20 protein-coding genes and 1 pseudogene are annotated in these 18,948 nt (G+C 40.8%); 3 read left to right on the top strand and 18 right to left on the bottom strand.

Annotation, left to right across the window (positions count from 1 at the left end):
• Positions 1-13 precede the first annotated feature (13 nt).
• The 3 genes and pseudogenes from ACNURT_RS03295 to ACNURT_RS03285 all read right to left on the bottom strand — a co-directional run bounded on the left by ACNURT_RS03295 (position 14) and on the right by ACNURT_RS03285 (position 1,378).
• The gene (locus tag ACNURT_RS03295; protein ID WP_419700534.1) at positions 14-592 is read right to left on the bottom strand and encodes a DNA-3-methyladenine glycosylase I; all 579 of its coding nucleotides are present in this window, start codon (positions 590-592) and stop codon (positions 14-16) included.
• Positions 593-631: 39 nt separating this feature from the next.
• Complete coding sequence (locus ACNURT_RS03290; RefSeq protein ID WP_419700533.1) at positions 632-994, bottom strand: four helix bundle protein; 363 nt, start codon at positions 992-994, stop codon at positions 632-634.
• Between the two features lie 37 nt (positions 995-1,031).
• Positions 1,032-1,378, bottom strand: a pseudogene (locus ACNURT_RS03285) (carboxymuconolactone decarboxylase family protein).
• Positions 1,379-1,797: 419 nt separating this feature from the next.
• On the opposite strand from ACNURT_RS03285, the gene ACNURT_RS03280 reads away from it, so the two are divergent.
• Together ACNURT_RS03280 and ACNURT_RS03275 are read left to right on the top strand one after the other, a co-directional pair.
• Positions 1,798-3,060 carry a hypothetical protein gene (locus ACNURT_RS03280; RefSeq protein ID WP_419700532.1) on the top strand — a complete coding sequence of 421 codons (1,263 nt, stop codon included), beginning with the start codon at positions 1,798-1,800 and terminating at the stop codon, positions 3,058-3,060.
• Positions 3,061-3,158: 98 nt separating this feature from the next.
• Positions 3,159-3,518, top strand: a complete 360-nt coding sequence (locus ACNURT_RS03275) for a VOC family protein (protein ID WP_419700531.1) — start codon at positions 3,159-3,161, stop codon at positions 3,516-3,518.
• Here ACNURT_RS03275 and ACNURT_RS03270 read toward each other — a convergent pair.
• From ACNURT_RS03270 to ACNURT_RS03210, 13 genes are all read right to left on the bottom strand, one after another.
• A complete protein-coding gene (locus ACNURT_RS03270) occupies positions 3,513-3,845 on the bottom strand; it encodes an MGMT family protein (RefSeq protein ID WP_419700530.1) in 333 nt (110 codons plus the stop codon). The two genes, ACNURT_RS03275 and ACNURT_RS03270, sit on opposite strands and share 6 nt — an antisense overlap.
• Before the next feature lie 223 nt (positions 3,846-4,068).
• On the bottom strand, positions 4,069-4,719 hold the full coding sequence (trmB, locus tag ACNURT_RS03265; protein WP_419700529.1) for a tRNA (guanosine(46)-N7)-methyltransferase TrmB: 651 nt from the start codon (positions 4,717-4,719) through the stop codon (positions 4,069-4,071).
• A 202-nt stretch (positions 4,720-4,921) separates the two neighbouring features.
• A complete protein-coding gene (locus ACNURT_RS03260; RefSeq protein ID WP_419700528.1) occupies positions 4,922-5,362 on the bottom strand; it encodes a hypothetical protein in 441 nt (146 codons plus the stop codon).
• A gap of 3 nt (positions 5,363-5,365) precedes the next feature.
• Positions 5,366-5,716, bottom strand: a complete 351-nt coding sequence (locus ACNURT_RS03255; RefSeq protein ID WP_370999306.1) for a phage holin family protein — start codon at positions 5,714-5,716, stop codon at positions 5,366-5,368.
• Between the two features lie 129 nt (positions 5,717-5,845).
• Positions 5,846-6,112 carry a YtxH domain-containing protein gene (locus ACNURT_RS03250; RefSeq protein ID WP_172334398.1) on the bottom strand — a complete coding sequence of 89 codons (267 nt, stop codon included), beginning with the start codon at positions 6,110-6,112 and terminating at the stop codon, positions 5,846-5,848.
• 255 nt (positions 6,113-6,367) lie between these two features.
• A complete protein-coding gene (locus ACNURT_RS03245; protein ID WP_370999307.1) occupies positions 6,368-7,411 on the bottom strand; it encodes an AI-2E family transporter in 1,044 nt (347 codons plus the stop codon).
• Between the two features lie 146 nt (positions 7,412-7,557).
• Positions 7,558-7,758: a hypothetical protein gene (locus ACNURT_RS03240; RefSeq protein ID WP_419700527.1), complete on the bottom strand. Its 201-nt coding sequence runs from the start codon at positions 7,756-7,758 to the stop codon at positions 7,558-7,560.
• Position 7,759: 1 nt separating this feature from the next.
• Positions 7,760-9,181, bottom strand: a complete 1,422-nt coding sequence (locus ACNURT_RS03235) for a sigma-54-dependent transcriptional regulator (protein ID WP_419700526.1) — start codon at positions 9,179-9,181, stop codon at positions 7,760-7,762.
• A 170-nt stretch (positions 9,182-9,351) separates the two neighbouring features.
• The gene (locus tag ACNURT_RS03230) at positions 9,352-9,954 is read right to left on the bottom strand and encodes a hypothetical protein (protein WP_419700525.1); all 603 of its coding nucleotides are present in this window, start codon (positions 9,952-9,954) and stop codon (positions 9,352-9,354) included.
• 353 nt (positions 9,955-10,307) lie between these two features.
• The gene (locus ACNURT_RS03225) at positions 10,308-11,090 is read right to left on the bottom strand and encodes an enoyl-CoA hydratase/isomerase family protein (RefSeq protein WP_419700524.1); all 783 of its coding nucleotides are present in this window, start codon (positions 11,088-11,090) and stop codon (positions 10,308-10,310) included.
• Between the two features lie 13 nt (positions 11,091-11,103).
• Positions 11,104-11,523, bottom strand: coding sequence for a cobalamin B12-binding domain-containing protein (locus tag ACNURT_RS03220; protein ID WP_370999312.1), 420 nt, complete (start codon positions 11,521-11,523; stop codon positions 11,104-11,106).
• Positions 11,524-12,265: 742 nt separating this feature from the next.
• Entirely contained in the window at positions 12,266-12,658 is a 393-nt protein-coding gene (locus tag ACNURT_RS03215; RefSeq protein WP_419700523.1) for a hypothetical protein, read from the bottom strand.
• A 184-nt stretch (positions 12,659-12,842) separates the two neighbouring features.
• Positions 12,843-13,559 (bottom strand): SMI1/KNR4 family protein, encoded by a 717-nt coding sequence (locus tag ACNURT_RS03210; protein ID WP_419700522.1) that lies wholly within the window; start codon positions 13,557-13,559, stop codon positions 12,843-12,845.
• A 211-nt stretch (positions 13,560-13,770) separates the two neighbouring features.
• Here ACNURT_RS03210 and ACNURT_RS03205 point away from each other — a divergent pair, with 211 nt between their 5' ends.
• Positions 13,771-15,219, top strand: coding sequence for an IS1182 family transposase (locus ACNURT_RS03205; protein ID WP_419698974.1), 1,449 nt, complete (start codon positions 13,771-13,773; stop codon positions 15,217-15,219).
• 234 nt (positions 15,220-15,453) lie between these two features.
• Here ACNURT_RS03205 and ACNURT_RS03200 read toward each other — a convergent pair whose 3' ends face one another.
• Complete coding sequence (locus ACNURT_RS03200; protein WP_419700521.1) at positions 15,454-16,143, bottom strand: response regulator transcription factor; 690 nt, start codon at positions 16,141-16,143, stop codon at positions 15,454-15,456.
• Complete coding sequence (locus ACNURT_RS03195) at positions 16,136-17,827, bottom strand: sensor histidine kinase (protein ID WP_419700520.1); 1,692 nt, start codon at positions 17,825-17,827, stop codon at positions 16,136-16,138. The genes ACNURT_RS03200 and ACNURT_RS03195 overlap by 8 nt, the downstream gene beginning before the upstream one ends.
• Positions 17,828-18,948: the final 1,121 nt, after the last annotated feature.

The following is an 18,948-nucleotide window of genomic DNA, read 5'->3' as shown; positions in this document are numbered from 1 at the left end:
CATGTAATTAATGCTACCTAAAGTCGCAGCTGGCCAGGTGATCGTTCACCATTCCGGTAGCCTGCATGTGCGCATAGCAAATGGTGGTGCCGAAAAATTTAAAGCCCCGTTTTTTCATATCCTTGCTAATGGCATCGGATATGGGTGTACTGGCAGGTATATTTTTTTCAGGGTGATTGATCAGGGGCTTACCATCAGGCATAAAACTGTACAGATATTTATCAAATGAGCCAAACTCTTCCTGCACTTTAATAAACAACTGCGCGTTGTTGATAGCAGCCAGAATTTTTAAGCGGTTACGGATAATGCCGGTATCCTGCATCAGTCGCTCCACGTCCTCATCAGTAAAAGAGGCTACTTTTTTTACATCGAAATCGGCAAAGGCCTTCCGGTAGCCTTCACGACGACGCAAAATGGTGATCCAGCTTAACCCCGCCTGTGCCGATTCAAGTATCAGGAATTCAAACAGGGTTTTATCATCATGGACTTCTTTTCCCCATTCTTTATCATGGTACTCCATGTACAGCGGATCAGTCCCAGCCCAGGAACAGCGTTTTAAGTCGGAAGTCGAAAGTCTTGAGTCAGAAGTCATTTTATTGTGGTTTTAAGAAAAGCTTTAACTGGATTAGGCCTATTGAAACTTTTCAGGGTTATTCATCATGTAAATTAATAAATAAGATATTTCTTCACTTTGTTTATTGAGTCCCTGGAATGTCTCAGCTGTAATATATTTACAAGCTAATGATGCATCAAGCCACGCTTGCGTTTCTACATTTTCCATTTCCGCATCTGTAAGCTTGCTTATAAAATGATTAGGGTATTTCCGCTTTTTATATGATTCCGCAATAGATGCAAATACTGATCGCGACGATCTTCTTATTTGATCAATCAAACTATAAGTTTCCTCCTTGGGAAAATCTTTCGTCAGCCAAAAAATTTCCATCGATAAAGAAAATGCTTTCTTATAAACTATCAAATCTCTAAACGAAGACATACTTTTGAACTTTAATTTAAGACTTAAGACTCCCTGCTTATGACTCAAGACTTAACTCATCCCAATACTCCACCGCCCTGCGGTAGTGGGGGATTACGATAGAGCCGCCTACCAGGTTAGCTATCATAAATATCTCGTTCATTTCCTCGTTGTTTACACCAGCTTCATGGCATTTGCCCAAATGGTATTTGATACAATCGTCGCAGCGTAAAACCATACTGGCTACCAGGCCAGCATTTCCTTGGTTTTAACATCCAGCGCACCATCGGCGTAACTGGTGGTATCCAGCGCAAAAAAACGTTTAATATTGGTGTTGGCGGTTTCCATGATCCTGTCGTTCATTTTAGTACGATAGGCGTCAAATTCTTCTACAAGTTTTCCCACGGAATTTTTATTTAGTGAATTATTGAGTTAGTGAATTGGTGATTGTAAAACTTTTTAAAGTTATGATTTTAACATTTTTTGGCTCAAAAACTCTGTCAAAACGAATCAAAAACTGCTTAAAACTTACTCAAAAACATTTCTTTTAACTCTTTTAACAATTTTTAATGCGTTTTGAAAGGTTTAAAAAGTACAAATAACTACCAATCAATAATCTAAATATCAAACCGTCGGCTTTTTTTTGTTACCTTTTTCTTTCAAGCAAACAGCCTGACTTTATAAAAGGCCAGGCTGTTACTCATACAAACTTACTAAATTAATTAGCATTTAAATAGCGCTGGTCTCAAATTTTCTGAGGAAATTTTCGCTAATAGCATTACTATGTTTTATTTAATATACTTTTACATACCTAATTCTTATAAATGAAACGATTATTTTGCCTTGCATTTTTATTATCACAGGCTTCCCTTTATTTACACGCACAAAGCAATTTTAAGCCCGGTTATGTTATTGACAGTAAAAACGATACCCTTAAAGGGTTTGTAGATTACCGTGAGTGGATAAAAAATCCCCGGGAAATCTCCTTTAAACAAACACAGACGGCCTCTCCGCAAAAATTTACGGTAACAAACGCCAACGGCTTTGCTATAACAGGAGCAGAGTATTATGACAAATTTACCCTTAACATAAGTACCAGTACGATTGAACTGGCCCAACTAAGTCACTCGCTTGATACAGCTTATACAACCGACACTGTTTTCTTAAAAAACCTGGTTAACGGTAAAAACGTTTCTCTTTATATGTGGACCGACAAAATTAAATCGAGCTACTATATTTTTGACAAACACAGCCATACTATTGAAAACCTAAAGCAATACCTGTATTTCAACGAGGATCGCCAATCTGTTGCCAACGTTAACAGCTATATCAACCAATTACTCAGGTTAGCTCATCAATATCAGCCCGGTGATACTAAAATTCTTACAAGGATACAGAAGACTGATTATTCCGAAACAGACCTTACAGCAGCTGCCATCGCGTTAAATGGGGGCAACGCAACACAGCAGTCGGTCCACTCCAATTCAGGCGTTCGTTTTTTTGCAGGGGCAGGGGTACGTTACAGTAAGCTTCAGTTTAACAGTTCGGCGGGCGCTGCCGGTCCGTTTAGCAACGGCATACATGACAATTCCGTTTCGCCGGTTATTACAGCCGGGATGGATGTCCTGATCAATAAGTATACAGAGAAGTTACTTTTCAGACTGGAGTTAGCCGCAGCCATCAACAGTTATCATTTTTCTGAGGGATCAAGCGAATACACCACTACAAAAACGCTTGATGTTAAGATATACCACTTTGCTGCCATACCGCAGGTAATGTATAACTTTTACTCTACCGATAACCTGAAAGCTTTTATTGATGTTGGCGTGGCCATGAATATTTATAAATACAATAATTACAATTATGCCACCATTTATCACTTTAGCACTGTAACCACGGTAAGTCAAAGCAAATACCCCGTTTTTCAGGGCTTTGAATTCGCAGTGCCGGTAAAAGCAGGCGTACAGATCAATAAACGCATAGAAGTTTACGGAACTTACTGGCTGCCATCATCACTCACCAAATACATTTATTATTCGGCAGATCAATCTGCATTCCAGGCAGGCATTAATTATATTTTCCGGTAGCTGACCTATATTTCAGGACCGTCTTTTTTATCTTTGGATCATCAGGGTAAAGAAGGCGGCTTTTTTATACCTGTAGAATTTTTATCAAGCATAAGCCCATGATCAACTTTAAACGCGCCGACCATATACACATCTGTGTTCCGCCCGAAAGGCTGGAAGAAGCCCGGCTGTTTTACACCAACACTATTGGTCTGGAACCAATTGAGCGTCCATCCGTATTTTCTTCAGCAGGTTACTGGTTCAGGATAGCGGATATTGAACTGCACATCGGGGTAGAGGATAGTCTGCCGCGTTCTATCAGGCATACGGCATTTAAGGTTAGCGATGTATTGGCCGCGCGCAAATACCTGGAAAACCATGGATTAGAAATACTGGAAGAACCCACGATTGCTGGCCGCGAACGTTTTGCGTTCATTGATCCGTTCGGTAACCGGATGGAACTGTTGCAGCTATTATAAAGCCAGCTCGATATTCGGATCCCAGAACACGGTTTTAAAATCCTGCACCTGGTCGTCAATTACTTTCACGCCCTCGCTTTCCAGCAGTTCGGCCATCAGGTTGCCGCCGAAATGAAATTTAGCCGTAAGCAAGCCCTGCCGGTTCACTACCCGGTGCGCGGGTACTTTAGGCACCACTTTGCCCGCCGCCTGCATGGCATAACCAACCATGCGCGATGAGCCTTTGGTTCCCAGATAGCTGGCAATGGCGCCATAAGAGGTTACCCTACCCACCGGGATGAGCCGGGCCACCTGGTATACTTTGTCGAAAAAATTAATATCGTCCATGATAAAAAGCTTAAAGTCGAAAGCAGAAAGCTTAAAGCTAAGATATTGTTTATAAACTCAAGAGCTACGTCATTGCGAGATACAAAGTAAAAGCCCCCTCTAAAAGTAATTTAAAGCCCTCTCCTTTGGAGAGGGTTGGGTGAGGCTTTTGCTTCGTACCTCGCAAACGCCTGAATTGGTTCTTTATCCTACAGTCTTATAATCCCACGGTCCCCAAGTCCCATTATGCAAACGAAAACTTAAGGTAGTTAATGTTCTTATTATCCTTTAAATATTTTTTTTCGTAATAGGTTTTAATGGATAGTACCTCATCGGCATAAGGCGAATGATACAGATCTTCAGTTCGGATATGGAGCTTGAGTTTCAGATCTTCAATCTTTTCGGCAGTGTACGCATGCAGGCCATCATTGTCGGTTTTTAAATTTACACAGCCGCCTGGTTTTAATATTTCGATATATTTATCCAAAAAGCGGGGAGAGGTGAGGCGTTTTTTTTCACGGCTCAATTGGGGCTGTGGATCGGGGAAGGTTATCCAGATCTCATCCACTTCGCCGGGAGCGTAGTAATCAAGTAAATTTTCTATCTGGATGCGCAAAAAGGCCACATTCGGCACATTCTCTTCCAGCGCGGTTTTGGCGCCTCGCCAAATGCGGTTGCCCTTATAATCAATACCAATAAAGTTTTTATCAGGAAATAACGTGGCCAGGTTCACGGTGTATTCGCCCTTACCGCAGGCCAGCTCCAACACTACCGGCTTATCGTTCTTAAAAAAACCCTTACTCCATTCGCCTTTAAAAGGTTTACCGGCATCTAATTGTAATACATTGCTAAAAGTGTCAATTTCAGCAAAGCGTCTAATTTTATCTTTTCCCACTTTTTTAAATAAAGTGCAAATATCAAGTCTATAGCCCTTAGCCGCAAGTCATAAGGTCATTTTTTTCGTTTTCTCAAAAATTATATCTTCTGCAAGGTAGAGCCGATTAATATTACCTGTGATAAACTAAAAAAGACGCAAAATATGCGTCTCTATATCAATTACTTATGTCTTTCTACTTCAGACTTAAGACTTAGAAAAACTACATCACCACCGGCGGCGGCACATTGGGCATCCCTCCTTTATGTGTAGTTTCTGGCTTACTTTTAATAACAGAAAGGGCCGCAGATTTTATTTTATCCCACAAGCCATGTATCGAATCGCCGCTAATATAATTGGAGGCTTTTTGCGATACCAAACCTACTAATGTTTTAACTAAAATATTGGAGCGTTTAAACAGCGTTTTATTCAGGGTTACCGGTAATACGATTCTGGACAGCAGACCAAAAAAATCCTGGTTAAAAATACTGGGCTGATCATCTCCATCTCTGTTACCAGCATTTAGCAAAGACATAATACTGCCAAATATGGCCGAAGGACTGTTAAAGCGCTTGGCCAGTTCTTCGCCCTGGCGGGCTTCAATAACGCGTATCCTTGCAATCTCTTCCTGCAAATCACTGATGTTTTTTATTGAAACGTCCATGCTTTATTTTTTAAATAGTTTTTGTATGAAAAGGTTGATCAGCGGCTTTTCAATACGCTCTTTATTGAGCTTGATAACAATAGCGATTATTAAATAAATAAGCGCTACACAGCCAAAGCCCTCCCAATTGGAATCTAACAAATAAGCCAGGTAAAAAGCCAAAGTAAGACTGGCGAACATAAAGGCCAGTACCATACTGATAGCAGTAATGGCATCGGTGATCATACTGGCTAAAATTGAAGTTCCACCTTCAATAGCCTCGTATTTCAAAAGCTTAAAACGCGTTTCGGCATATTCCTTCAGCTGATCAACAATGGGAGGTAGTGGTGGTGGTGTTTCTTTTTTAGCTTCCATAGATGTAATTTATATAATCGGACAATTTATAAGGAGCAAGGATTTTTGGAGCAAGGAACAAGGACCAAGAAAAACCGATCTATAAATCCTTGTTCCTTATTCCTTGCTCCAAAAATCTTTAGTCCCTAATTAAGCATGTTCCAGATCGTCCTGATACTCTTCTTCGGCCCCTCTGATCTTTGATTTTATATTTTCAACCACCTTATCTTTAAAACCTACCAGGTTATCGATCTCAGCTGCTGCGGTATCTTTTATTGATTCGCCCAGGTTTTTTAATGATTCGGTAAGCTTGTCGCGTGTTTCGTTACCTTTATCTGGTGCAAATAAAATTCCCAGGGCTGCTCCTGCTGCCAAACCTGCAAGCAATGCAACAACTACTTTTGTGTTATCATTCATTGTAATATAATTTTAAGTTGAACATTTGTTTTTTTCAGGTCCGTGTTGTCTGTTCCGAGTTTCGTGTTGCCAGTACCGGGATACTCACATTCGACACACGATCCTCGCACCTCGATCCTCGAACCGCAATATATAGATTAAATATCCTGCCAAATATTACAGATCGGTCATTTTTTCTGAAATTTCTGTATAATTTATTTTTTTAACTCCCAATATGCCCTGGGCAATGTTCACAAAAGTATTCAATTTGCCCTGCTAATTTTCGGGCATTGTATGTATCCGTTCCAATCTGTCGGCAGCCATCCTGTTGGTTTCGTATATCTCCAGCAACAATAAAAAATATGACAATAATACCGGACCAAAAACCAAACCCAGTATACCAAAAAGCGGTAATCCTATAAACACCCCTATAACCGAAATAATAGGGTGCGTATTGGCTATACGCTTATTGATGATCATGCGTAAAACATTATCAATATTGCCTATCACCAGTAAGCCGTAAATGAGCAATAAAACCCCTTTTAGCGTATGTCCCTGCGCAAATAGTAAAATACTGGCAGGTATAGAAAGCGTTGGTGCGCCAACCACAGGCAAAAAGGATATAAAAGCGCCTATTACGCCCCAAAACACAGCATCGGGTATCCCAAACGCGTAAAAGCCTATGGCCAGCAGCGTTCCTTGTATTACGGCAATTATTCCTTGTCCTAAAACGTTTGAATAGGTAGAATCGCGTAGGGCCGATGCAAATTTCAGAGCATGCTGTTCACGAAATGGGGCATATTTTAATAAACCTGCCTCAAATTCACGGATTTGCGTTAACATGAAATACAGCAAAAAGTACAGAACCAATAAGGTAATAATGATATTGGCCGCGCTGCTTAATATCGACGGAAAAAGTTCGGTACCAAATGAGCCAAGTTTTTGAAGCGTATTTTCGGCAAAACGGGGCTGATTAAGATTAGTTGCCGCAAAGGCATCGATCTTGGATGTCCATTGTTCAATGGGCAGGGATTTAATATCGATGCTGGATATTTTACCCACCACCATGATACTAAGCAACAGGAAGGGAATAACGATAACTATAAGTGATGTAAATATGATAAGCAAAGCCACCGCCACCCGGTTCCAGCCTTTTTTTTCAACAAAGTACAGGTACACCGGCCTGAAAATGGTAAACAGCACAATGGCTCCCAATATGGAACTGAATAAACCGCTTAACGCATACAGCAAAAAACAACCCAGTATAATGATACTTACCAGGATAATGTTATTGCGTTGCTTATAATTAAAAATTGACATTTAGTATCAAGTAGTTAGTATCAAGTATCACGACCTTAGTTACAGATTCCTGATAAAATTGTTTTTGATAATGCTTGATAATTATAGCATCCGGCATTTAGTGTCAATTTACAAAAATCTTGATACTTGATACTAACTACTTGATACTACTCAGCGTTTAGCAAATTGTTTATCTGGGTTGAACTTGTTAAAATAGTATCCAGGTAAAATAAACAATCGTCAGAAAGATCAGGTATCTCATATTTCAGCTGTTCCAATGCCAGGTGAATATTGGAGAGTTGATTTTTAATATCATGTTTTAGCTTACGCAGGTTATCATCGCTGCTTCTTGCCTGTTGATCTTCCATTTTATTTAAGGTTGATGGCCTTCATCTTATTATACAACGTTTTACGATCGATATTTAATATTTCGGCCGCCTTTGTTTTATTAAAATTCACCTCCCTTAAAACTTTAATAATGGTTTCATATTCGGCTTCGAGGGCCGCGTTTTTGAGGTCATGCCGTGGTTCCTTTACTTCGGGCGCTTCGCTTACTTGGTTGTAGGCCTGTTCAAACGATGGTACTTTAAAATTGGAGATCTCCAGCGGCAACGCTTTCATCGTGATCTCATTGTCCTCGGCCAGCAAGGCTGCCCGCCTGATCACATTTTTCAGCTCGCGGATATTGCCGGGCCACCTGTAGTTCATAAAACAATCGATCACTTCGGGTGCAAACGTAGTTACATTACGACCGAGCTCATTGTTGGCTATTTTCAAAAAATGTTCGGCCAGCAGCATAATATCGCCGCCACGCTCGCGCAAGGGCGGCATATATATGGTAAATTCATTAAAGCGGTGGTACAAGTCTTCCCTGAACCTGCCTTTTAATATACCATCCTGCAGGCTCTCATTAGTAGCTATAATAATGCGCACATCCAGATCGATCTCTTTAGTGCTGCCGATCCTTTTAACTTTGCGTTCCTGAACGGTACGCAGCAAGGCCGCCTGTATCTCATAGGAGAGGTTGCCTACCTCGTCCAAAAACAAGGTGCCGCCGTTGGCCATTTCAAAGTGCCCTATTTTTGTATACAGCGCGCCGGTGAATGAGCCCTTTTCGTGTCCAAAGAATTCGCTGGCTGCCAGCTCTTTGGTTAATGAACCGCAGTCCATTGCGATAAAAGGCTGATTATGCCGATGGCTGTTCAAATGTATGCTTTTAGCCACCGACTCTTTACCCGTGCCGCTTTCGCCCAATATAATTACGCTGTAATTGGTGGGCGCCACCAACTCTATCTGACGCTGCAGCTCTTTGGATGATTTGCTGCTGCCGGCAACAAATTCGCTGGCAAACACCAATTTTTTATTATCGCGGCTTTTTGACTTTTCAGCAACTACATTATTGTCGCTCCCGGTATCTTCAACCAGGGCATAATGCGTTTCAACAGCCTTATTAATAGTATTTAATATTTCGTCGGGATATAAGGGCTTGGTGATATAATCATAAGCACCCATTTTGATCAGCTCAACCGCCATTTTAATATCCGAGTAGCCCGTAATAATAATAACCCCGGTTTTAGGATATTGGGTTTTGATATTCCTGAGCATTTCGCGGCCATCGGTATCTTCCAGCCTGAAATCACATAGCACCAGGCTAAATTCGTCATTTTTAAGGGCTTCCATGCCGCTTGTACCACTGGAGGCGGTACTCACATCAAAGCCATTGCGGGTTAAAAATTTAGATAGCAATAAAGCCACATTAACTTCATCATCAATGATGAGGATTTTCTTCATAAGAGCAATACTGATAACGGTAAATGTATTAAACGCGTTTAAGTTACAAACAATGTTGCTAATTTATGGAGCTTTATTTAAAAATGGCCCTTTAAACACAAAAAAGACGCAAACAAAAAGGGAGGCCGATTGACCTCCCTTTTTGTTAATTAGGTACATGTAGGGCCATATTAGAAGCCGTATGCTACACGGATACCTAAGAAGCTTACTTTGCTTTGGTCAATACCAGTAGCATATTTTGTAGTTGCTTCGTAACGGATACCAGCGTCAATAAAGTTACCGTTTGCGCTAACAGGGAATTGAACACCTACCTGCGGAGCATAAACAAACGCGGTTGACTTGTTAGCGCCAACATCTTTTTTGTTTAACAAAAATGCTGCACCTGCTTCACCTTGAACATAAAAGTTTGGAATAACAAAGTATTTTAAACCAGCTTTTACAGGGATCAGGTGAAAATCTGTTTGATCAAAACCAGCAACACCACCGATATCTTTTTTACCAAATATGTTGTTATAACCTGCGTTAACAGTAACAAATAACTGGTTTGAAATAACCGGGATGTCCGCTTGTACCGAACCACCTAAATTCCATTTGTAGTTATCTTTAAAGTTACCCAATGGGATACCTGCGTCAACACCAATGCTGTAACGGATACCGTCTTTAGCGGTGGTTGATGTAGAAGTAGTAGTTGGGGTAGTTGTTTGTGCTTTAGCGCCAAATGCAAATCCTGCAAATGCTAAAACAAGGGCCGAAATTTTAAATGTATTTTTCATAACAATTGTGTGTTTTTGATATATGTTTTTTAAACACAATGCAAAGTAAAGCACAGAATCATATATGATTTTTCATCCAAAAGTCATGAATATTTAATCGATTGATTAACAATGATTTATTTTTTGACCATTCGGGTATCTTGGTCAGACCATTGTCAAATTGAAAGTTTACACACCTGTTTGTGTCAAATTAACATGGAATTAACATAGCTTTTCGCCCGGTAAAAAGCCTGTTTTCTGCGTGCTTTTAGCTGGTTTTAGTTTTTGGGTGATAGGAGGCAGTATCAACCCTTGATCAAAGAGCACCAATCGGGAATGTTATTAACAAAATCTTAACACAACAGGTAAGCAGGTCACTCTCCCTTAAACGCGGCTTTGCGTTTTTCTAAAAAGGCGTTAACACCTTCTTTAAAATCTTTGGTACCAAAGCATTTTCCAAACTGCGCTATCTCGATACTATAACCATCCACACCATCGGTAAACCCGGCATTTACGGAGTTTATAGCGGCTGCAAGGGCCAGCGGAGCACGCTGTAATATCTTTTGCAGTAACTCTTCGGCTTTGATCAACAGATCTTCGGGGCAAACCACATGGGTAACCAGGCCGTACTGATGAGCCTCAACAGCGGTGATCATATCGGCTGTCAGTATCATCTCCAGCGCCTTGCCTTTTCCAATAAGCTGCGCCAGGCGCTGTGTACCACCGTAGCCGGGTATTAAACCAAGGGTTACTTCGGGCAGTCCCATCTTCGCGGTTTCGGAAGCTATGCGAATATGACAGGCCATCGCCAATTCCAAACCACCTCCCAGTGCAAACCCGTTAATGGCGGCTATTACGGGTTTATTGCCATTGGCAATCAGGTTAAATACTTCTATTTGTCCTTTGCGGGCAAGGGCCGTACCTTCATCAACATTCAGGTTGGCAAATTCGCTGATATCGGCGCCGGCCACAAACGCCTTGGCCCCTGTTCCGGTAATAATAATACCACCAACAGCGGGGTTCTTAAAAGCATCGGCAAAAGCCACATGCAATTCCATCAGGGTTTCCCTGTTGAGCGCGTTGAGCTTGCTTTCGCGGTTAATGATGATGTATTGTATGCGCTCTTTATTTTCTATCAGCAGATTTTGAAATTCCATAGGATTGTTTCATTTAAAAATTACGGTGCTGGTGCACCCATTCTGTAATATAAGCTACAATGTCCTGCGTACTGGTTCCGGGTGGAAAAAGTTCACCCACGCCCGATTGTTTCAGCGCTACCATATCTTCGTGCGGGATAATACCCCCGCCGGTAAGCAGCACATCATCCATCTCTTTTTCCTGCAGCAATTTAATGATGCGCGGAAAAACCGTCATGTGCGCGCCCGATAATATGGATATGCCAATGGCGTCCACATCCTCTTGTAAGGCGGTGTTAACCACCATTTCGGGGGTTTGGCGCAGGCCGGTATAAATTACTTCCATCCCGGCATCACGCAGAGAGGTAGCAATAATACGTGCGCCGCGGTCGTGCCCGTCAAGACCTACTTTGGCAACTAAAACACGGATTGGTCGGTTAAAGGTATTACTCATGTAAACCGTATTGGTTGACGTAAAAGTAATAAGAAAGCCGTGAATATTTCGGATGTCGGATATTTGATTTCGGATTTTGTTACCGAGTATACAATGTTTGACTTCCGCCTTTCCCTTGTCCGGCAAAAATCAATCTTATAAAATTCAAACTGCCTATCCTTCGTAAAAACTTTTTAAAGCTCTGTTTTAACACTTTTTTGTTCGAAATGAGGGCAAAAACCGGTTAAAAACTGTTCGAAACTTATTCAAAACCATCGATTTTAACACTTTTTAACAAATTCTGAACAGGATCTATATGATTTAAAAAGATTTACAGGATTGATATTCAAATAACAACATACCAAACAGTTGATCTTTGAGTCGTTTTTGCTATTTAACCAAACAGCCCTGCTTACGTTTTTCAAAGTAAGCAGGGCCGCGGAATGATGTACTTAAATGTATAAAAAATATTCGGGGATTACAATGGGATACGTTGTAATTTGTCTGGCGGCATCGACTCACCCGCCCATTGCTTCGCTCGGGCACCCTCTCTCCGGCTGCGCCGCAAAGAGGGGTTTGGGAGACTCTTTTTTTATTTCCCTACCCTCTTTCCGCCAAAGGCGAAGAGAGGGTCGACCAGCGTAGCGTAGTCGGGGTGAGTCGACGTCGCTGGTGCCGAAGCGCCGTAAATGAACCCAACAAGGCCTTCATGATAATACTCCGTATCGCGTCTGATCGATAACTTAAACCTTGTAAAAACAAACTACTGTCTTTTTAACCGGTAGGTATAATCCGTGCCTTTTTTCACCAGGATCAAGCTATCGCCTTTAGTTGTTGCGGTATAGATCCCGTTAAGCAGCAGGCCCCAGTTAAAATTGGCGGTATGTACTGTACTGTCGGTAAAAGTTATTTGATTATTATTAACTACATAACTGCCCCGGCTTAAAACGCCGAAGGTGGTATTCAATGATCCCTGGTAGGCTTTACCGGAAATAATAACATTAGCTGTTGTATTAATTGAGCCGGGACCAGAAGAGGTAAATGCCCCGGTATAGCTTCCATCTAATTTTTTAGAAAGTGGAGTTACTTTATTTTTAGTACACGCAGTAAAACTTAGTGTAGCGGACAGTAAAATTAAAAAGACAGGGGTTTTCATAAATTTGGTTTTTTAATTATTACGGTTGATGGATCGTTTGTGTAACAGGTTGATGAAAATCCTTTTCGGAATTGATGAATAGGAAGGGCATGTATGGCGTATACCCGCTCTTGGCCGCGGTAGGGCCAGTTACTTTTCCTTGATGAAAGGAGCCCTTTCAAGAGAGCCTGAGGAAAAAAAATAACTAAGACTCACCCTTTGCAAGTTTTTTGATACTTTCTTCCTGAAGTTCAAAATAGGATTGCAATGTTTTATGAATGTCCTTTACAAACTCATTTTCGGTTGAAGAAGAGTTTATATTGGCTACTGCATTAATATAGTCAATTACACTAATTATTTTGCGGGCCCAATCTTTGTATCTATCTTGAACTATATTTTCATTCATACTTTTTTCATCAGGACTTACCCAATGAAAACTTGCAGTATGGTTCATGAGTGTCCCTCTGAAAAAAGAAAGAATTATATCTGTAAATCTATTCCCTGTAGTTTGAGGATTTTCTTCATCTTTCTGGGCATACGGAACATATATCCAAACTTTAGGATTCTCATTTTGAATTTCATCTAAATAGATAAAACGAAAATAATCATATCGATAATGTGATATCGGCATGAATGGCCTTGTTATCTCAAAATTTTCACGCTCAAACGTATCGCTCACAAATTCGCTTATATCGTCATAGTCATCGTATGAAAATTGTTCACCATCAAAAAATGAAAACAAAAAATTCCGTCCAAAACTTTTCAGATATGCTTTGTAAGCAAGTGGGAGTTTACCAAACTTGCTTTCTATCTCTATAATCTCATTCTTTGTGCATCCTTCTACGTCCTTCCTGGTTTCAATGCCTAAACCTAATATGATTTTTTTTACCTCATCAAAAAAAACAGTGTATTTATCATCCATTGTTGAAAATAAAAACTTTCGATTGATCATACAATAAATATGGGACGAAAAGGCAAGTCTTTTTCTATACCCACTCAATAAAAAGGACATCTAATGTCTCAGAAGCCTTTAATGCTTCCTGCTGGCGCACGCGTATCGTGGCTGTTGCGCAACGCATCATTTATTTACACAATAATTATGGCAAGATGTTGGTTTTTAGTATCTTAATGTCATGCAAGGAAAGAAGCATTATCAAGAGAAGCTCTTTACTAATTTTCAACTGTCCGACCGTGTTCCTGTGGACAATATATATCGTAAACTTAAGGAAACACTGGATTTACAGTTCTTATATTCTGCTACCTCGAAGTATTACGGGAAAGATGGACAAAAAAGCATTGATCCGATTGTTTTCTTTAAGCTGTTGCTTGTTGGTTACTTAGAAAATCAACCAAGTGACCGGCGTATTGTTAATGCAGCCGCTATGCGCCTTGATATTCTCTATTTTATTGGTTATGATATTGACGAAGAATTGCCCTGGCACTCTACTTTAAGCCGTACCCGTCAGCTTTATGATGAAGATGTATTTAACCAACTATTCAAACAAGTATTAAAGCAATGCATCGACAAAGGAATGTTAACCGGTAAAAGGCAGGCCGTTGATAGTGTATATGTAAAGGCCAATGCGGCTTTGGACAGTATAAAGGAGAAGGCTATCATGGAAGACGCTATGGCCTTTACCAGTCAGTTAAAAGATGAGGAATCAAAACAGGGTAATAATGATGATCAAATATCCGATAAGCCCGAAGATCCTAAACCTCAAAAGCGCACTAATGCAAATCGCGTCAGCACAACCGATCCTGATTCAAGGATGTCCGTAAAGCCGGGCAAAGTAATGAAGCTAAATTACCTTAGCCAGCTTAGCGTTGATACCTCCAGCTATATTATTACCAGTATCGGGGCTTTCCATGCAGATAAGAAAGATAGCCAATGCCTTGATGCGGTAATTGACAAGATAGATAATAACCTAAAGGAATATGGCTTAACGGTAGAAGAAGTCATTGCTGATGCCAACTACAGTAGTTCATCCGTACTGGAAAGCCTTATCTCACGAGGTATTACCGGCTATATTCCCAATACCGGAACTTATAAACAGGAACGTGATGGGTTTGCATACGATGCAGAAAATGATGTTTACAAATGCAGTCAGGGAAACACATTAAAGTTCATTGGTTACAAAAATCATCATGGCGTTTCAAAGACATACATGAGCAAACGGTCCGATTGCAAAAAGTGCCCTATTCGCATGAAATGTCTTGGTAAGTCAACCTATAAAATGTTGACCAGTTCCATAACTAAACCTTTATTTGAGGAAATGCACAAACGCATGAACGATGATTACGGTAAACAGATGATGACCATACGGAAAAGTACCGTTGAACCTGTCATTGGGAACCTGATCGAATACCTGGGTATGCGAAAAGTAAATACAATTGGGATAAAACTGGCTAATAAGTGTATGATAATGGCAGGAATCGCATATAACCTTAAGAAGTTGATCAAATACGGAGGAACGAACTTTTGGGATGCGATAATAAGCTTATTAGAGCCTCAAGCGATATTTAACCTTATCGCTATTAAAACTGCCACCAATCAATTCCGGATAAAATTATCGCCTGTCTAAAGCCTCGTTGCGCAACAGCCACGTATCGTGTGTGCTTTCAACATGTATCCCCCGATCATATTTGCACATCGGAAGTCATATAGTTAGGCCCCGTACGAAAGAGAAACTATCTCTTGAGCAGTAATGAAAAATCTTCTAATGTATATAAAATCTAATTGCACATCGCAGAAGATTTCTCCTCGTTCCTCGTCGAAATGACAATCTTTTGATTTCTTCCTGGCACTTGTGATTCCATCACCAAACCAATTTATACCCATGCCCCCGTACAGTAATGATCTGCACATTGGGGTCGGCTTTTAAATGTGTGCGGAGTTTACTGATGAATACGTCCAGGCTGCGGGCGTTAAAAAAGCTGTCATCGCCCCAAATGGTTTCAAGCAGGTTTTTTCGCGATAATATTTGCTGTTGGTTTTTACACAATAATCTTAATATCTCACTCTCCCGGCTGGTTAAAGTCCATTGGTTTACGCCCTGCTGAACCGTATTTTTAAGTGGGTTAAAAGTAATACTGCCTATCTGATGGCTTTCGCCCGGAGGCTTGCTGGTACGGAGCAGGCGGTTATCGCTCAGCAATACTTTAATGCGTATCACCAATTCCTCCACAGCGAAAGGCTTTTTTAAATAGTCATTAGCGCCCGATTCAAACCCGGCCACCACATCCTTAGGCTGCGAGCGAGCCGTTAAAAATATGATCGGTGTTATTTTATCGGTTTCCCTTACCCGGTGGGCCACCTCAAAGCCATCCATTTTTGGCATCATAATATCCAGCACTAAAATATCCGGATTATCATTTTTATATTTTTGCAGGGCCTGTTCGCCATTGGCACAAAGAATCACTTCAAAACCATTCTCTTCCAGGCTTTCGCGTACAATGTGAGCCAGAGCCAGCTCATCTTCGGCCAGCAACAAGCGTATTTTAATCATGTTGTATAGGTATTGATAGTATAAACTGGCTGCCTGTATTCACTTCGCTTTTCACAGTTACCTGGCCGCCATGCGCTTCTGCAATATACTTCACATAGCTTAAACCAAGCCCGGTACCTTTCACATTGTGCACATTACCGGTAGGTACCCGGTGAAATTTTTCAAAAATGCGTTCCTGATGCGCCGCCGGGATGCCCATGCCCTTATCGCTTATCGAAAAAACGATCATGTTGCCATCCCGGTATACCTCTATCTTGATATCGGCCGGCTCGGTGGAATATTTAACTGCGTTATCTAAAATATTCAATATGGCATTACCAAAGTGCAATTTATCAGCTACAATCTGCTCAACCCGATCCCTGTTATTATAGGTAACGGTAACCGTTTTACCGGCTTTGGCTTTTTCCGTGGCTATCAGCTCATTCATCAGGGCATCAATCTGTATTTTCTCTTTCAGTAAAGTTATTTTATCGCGTTCAAAAGCCGCTACATCAAGCACTTTGCTCACCAACCCGTTTAGTTTCACCAGTTCATTACGGGAGGTTTGCAGGTAGCGCTGTGTTTTTTCGGGATCATTAAGGGCGTTGAATTTTTGCAGGCCCTCAATGGCTACAGTAATAGTGGCTATGGGTGTTTTTAACTCATGCGTCATGTTGTTGATAAAATCATCTTTCAATTGGCCCAGTGCTTTTTGCTGATTGATTATTTTGATAATATAATAAAAGCAAAATATGGTGAACAATACCAGCAGTGCCGACAATAGCAGAGTGATCATCATCCCTTTGATGACTACATATTGCGGATTGTGGAAAACAGCGCGAGCGTATAAAGTGAATTCCTTTTGCCTGGTGTAATGGTTTAAAACCAATATAAAGCCATGGTATTGATAGGTATATTCATTCGTTTCGCTATAATAGGCATTTGGTTTTTGCGATGGGGCAGGCTTACTGGTTAAACTTAAATTAAAGGGCGCATAGATATGCATTTTCTTCAATTCATCTGTAAAATACCGGCTTAGCTTTAAACTATCTGCCTGTTTATAGTTCCCGGGCAATGCGTATATGCCATCTTTTTGCGAGGGGCGCATGATCTCATCAATACCTAAAAATGTGGTAAGCTGTGTCATTAACGCAGGAACATAAAAGGACATCTCGGTGATCACTTCGGGAACGGTGGCCTTGTGATTGATCTTTGCTCTGTAATAATTATATACGCCAGCATCGGTTTCAAATGGGTTACTGTTTATTGATCCATGAAAGGAGAGCCAGATATTAAGCAAAGGGTTTACACTGTCCTGTTTAGCTCTTAGTGCTGCTCCTGAATGTATATAAGAGCTGCCCGCAGTAAAATGGAACTGTTTTAACAATTTATTATGCGAGGGATTTTTAGCATCGGGTTTAAGGCCGGGGTTATCTTTATACATTTCCGGCTCTACCCTTGCTGGAGTATCGATGGTAATGATACTGCTTGGTTCAGAAAGCCTTCTTATTAATACCATCCTGATCGAATCAAAATAATCCTTTTTACACCGGTCCATAGCACGCTGCATGGCGACGTCTATATTGCCATCAAAGCTTTTTTTGTTTATTCCATAAGCATTGACGCTCCAATAAGTTTGGAAGATAACTATGCCTGTTAACGATATTGTTATTAAGACCAGTACTATTTTAAGTTTCCTTTTCATGATTAATGGATTGATGAAGATAAAAGTAAATACATCAATAGCAGCCTGTACATTCTGTTAACATTGCTTAACATTAAATAATAAAAATTAAGGTTGGGGGTATACAATTTCCCTCTTGAGGGCTGCTGCGTGGACACATCTTGAAAACAACCGACAGGATAATATGCTCCGTTAGAAGCTCCCTGTTTGTAGCACTTAAAATTATACTCTTTGCCTCGTAGAGCAATGTCATTATTTAAAAAATTTGCAAACCCCTTAGGGGTTAAAGCTTTGTAGAAAAAACCCGGTTCCCATTCAGTGCCGTAGTGCTGTACTCAGGTTGCATACCTACGGCATGCTAATGATTGTTGTTTGTTTTCTACAAAGCTTTTACTCCTACGGAGCATCCTTAAATAATGACATTGATCGTAGAGGTTACCCATAATGACAAATGCGATTATCTGTTAATTAGAGGTTGCACCTACGGAGCAATCTTGTTTTTTGATTTGATCTGCTACAAACAGGTAGCTCCTAACGGAGCATAACAACTTGTGTACGCACGGTAACCCCTGGGGAGGGCGCGCATAGGGTTGTGTAGTAGTAAGGGTTTGCTTATAAAGCAACGGAACACACCCCTCCACCTCTCTCAAGTTTAAGTTAACCCATAAAAGGCCAATCTAAAATTTCAACAGGAGGCGCCTACAGAGCCAAAAAGCATGCCGTTTTAGGGCTATAAACACGTGGCTCCGTCGGGCAATGTCATTAAGTTAGTGATTTAAGGTTAGTTTTAATATCGAACACTGAACATCCAATATCGAATAATGAAGTAAAACATTCAACATTGGGCATTCGAAATTCATTATTCGATATTATTTCTACTTCTGTTTTTCTTTAACTTAATGACATTGCCCGTCGGGGCTGGCAGTGCGATTATACTATAATGGTGTACTCGGACCGCCATTCGGCCTCAGAGAAGCCTCCTGTTTATAGAAAAGTTTAAAGAAATTGGACTCCGGCGGAGTCTCCTGATCGTGAACATGCCTTCCAGGTACTCTTTAGTTCTCATTTAGATTTTATGGGTTAACTTACTTTCTCAAGAGGGGAATAGCGCAGGCCCCTTGCGTCCCCGCCATCGCCTGTGT

The sequence above is a fragment of the Mucilaginibacter sp. NFX135 genome, from assembly GCF_048565145.1.
Taxonomy (GTDB): domain Bacteria; phylum Bacteroidota; class Bacteroidia; order Sphingobacteriales; family Sphingobacteriaceae; genus Mucilaginibacter.
Note: the sequence above shows the minus strand (reverse complement) of the source record. Positions and strands in the feature narration are given on the sequence as shown.

Bases quoted from the DNA above. Each gene is read 5' to 3' on its own strand.
- ACNURT_RS03295 (WP_419700534.1), bottom strand. From the start codon at position 592: ATGACTTCTGACTCAAGACTTTCGACTTCCGACTTAAAACGCTGTTCC.
- ACNURT_RS03290 (WP_419700533.1), bottom strand. From the start codon at position 994: ATGTCTTCGTTTAGAGATTTGATAGTTTATAAGAAAGCATTTTCTTTA.
- ACNURT_RS03280 (WP_419700532.1), top strand. From the start codon at position 1,798: ATGAAACGATTATTTTGCCTTGCATTTTTATTATCACAGGCTTCCCTT.
- ACNURT_RS03275 (WP_419700531.1), top strand. From the start codon at position 3,159: ATGATCAACTTTAAACGCGCCGACCATATACACATCTGTGTTCCGCCC.
- ACNURT_RS03270 (WP_419700530.1), bottom strand. From the start codon at position 3,845: ATGGACGATATTAATTTTTTCGACAAAGTATACCAGGTGGCCCGGCTC.
- ACNURT_RS03260 (WP_419700528.1), bottom strand. From the start codon at position 5,362: ATGGACGTTTCAATAAAAAACATCAGTGATTTGCAGGAAGAGATTGCA.
- ACNURT_RS03255 (WP_370999306.1), bottom strand. From the start codon at position 5,716: ATGGAAGCTAAAAAAGAAACACCACCACCACTACCTCCCATTGTTGAT.
- ACNURT_RS03250 (WP_172334398.1), bottom strand. From the start codon at position 6,112: ATGAATGATAACACAAAAGTAGTTGTTGCATTGCTTGCAGGTTTGGCA.
- ACNURT_RS03245 (WP_370999307.1), bottom strand. From the start codon at position 7,411: ATGTCAATTTTTAATTATAAGCAACGCAATAACATTATCCTGGTAAGT.
- ACNURT_RS03240 (WP_419700527.1), bottom strand. From the start codon at position 7,758: ATGGAAGATCAACAGGCAAGAAGCAGCGATGATAACCTGCGTAAGCTA.
- ACNURT_RS03235 (WP_419700526.1), bottom strand. From the start codon at position 9,181: ATGAAGAAAATCCTCATCATTGATGATGAAGTTAATGTGGCTTTATTG.
- ACNURT_RS03230 (WP_419700525.1), bottom strand. From the start codon at position 9,954: ATGAAAAATACATTTAAAATTTCGGCCCTTGTTTTAGCATTTGCAGGA.
- ACNURT_RS03225 (WP_419700524.1), bottom strand. From the start codon at position 11,090: ATGGAATTTCAAAATCTGCTGATAGAAAATAAAGAGCGCATACAATAC.
- ACNURT_RS03220 (WP_370999312.1), bottom strand. From the start codon at position 11,523: ATGAGTAATACCTTTAACCGACCAATCCGTGTTTTAGTTGCCAAAGTA.
- ACNURT_RS03215 (WP_419700523.1), bottom strand. From the start codon at position 12,658: ATGAAAACCCCTGTCTTTTTAATTTTACTGTCCGCTACACTAAGTTTT.
- ACNURT_RS03210 (WP_419700522.1), bottom strand. From the start codon at position 13,559: ATGGATGATAAATACACTGTTTTTTTTGATGAGGTAAAAAAAATCATA.
- ACNURT_RS03205 (WP_419698974.1), top strand. From the start codon at position 13,771: ATGCAAGGAAAGAAGCATTATCAAGAGAAGCTCTTTACTAATTTTCAA.
- ACNURT_RS03200 (WP_419700521.1), bottom strand. From the start codon at position 16,143: ATGATTAAAATACGCTTGTTGCTGGCCGAAGATGAGCTGGCTCTGGCT.
- ACNURT_RS03195 (WP_419700520.1), bottom strand. From the start codon at position 17,827: ATGAAAAGGAAACTTAAAATAGTACTGGTCTTAATAACAATATCGTTA.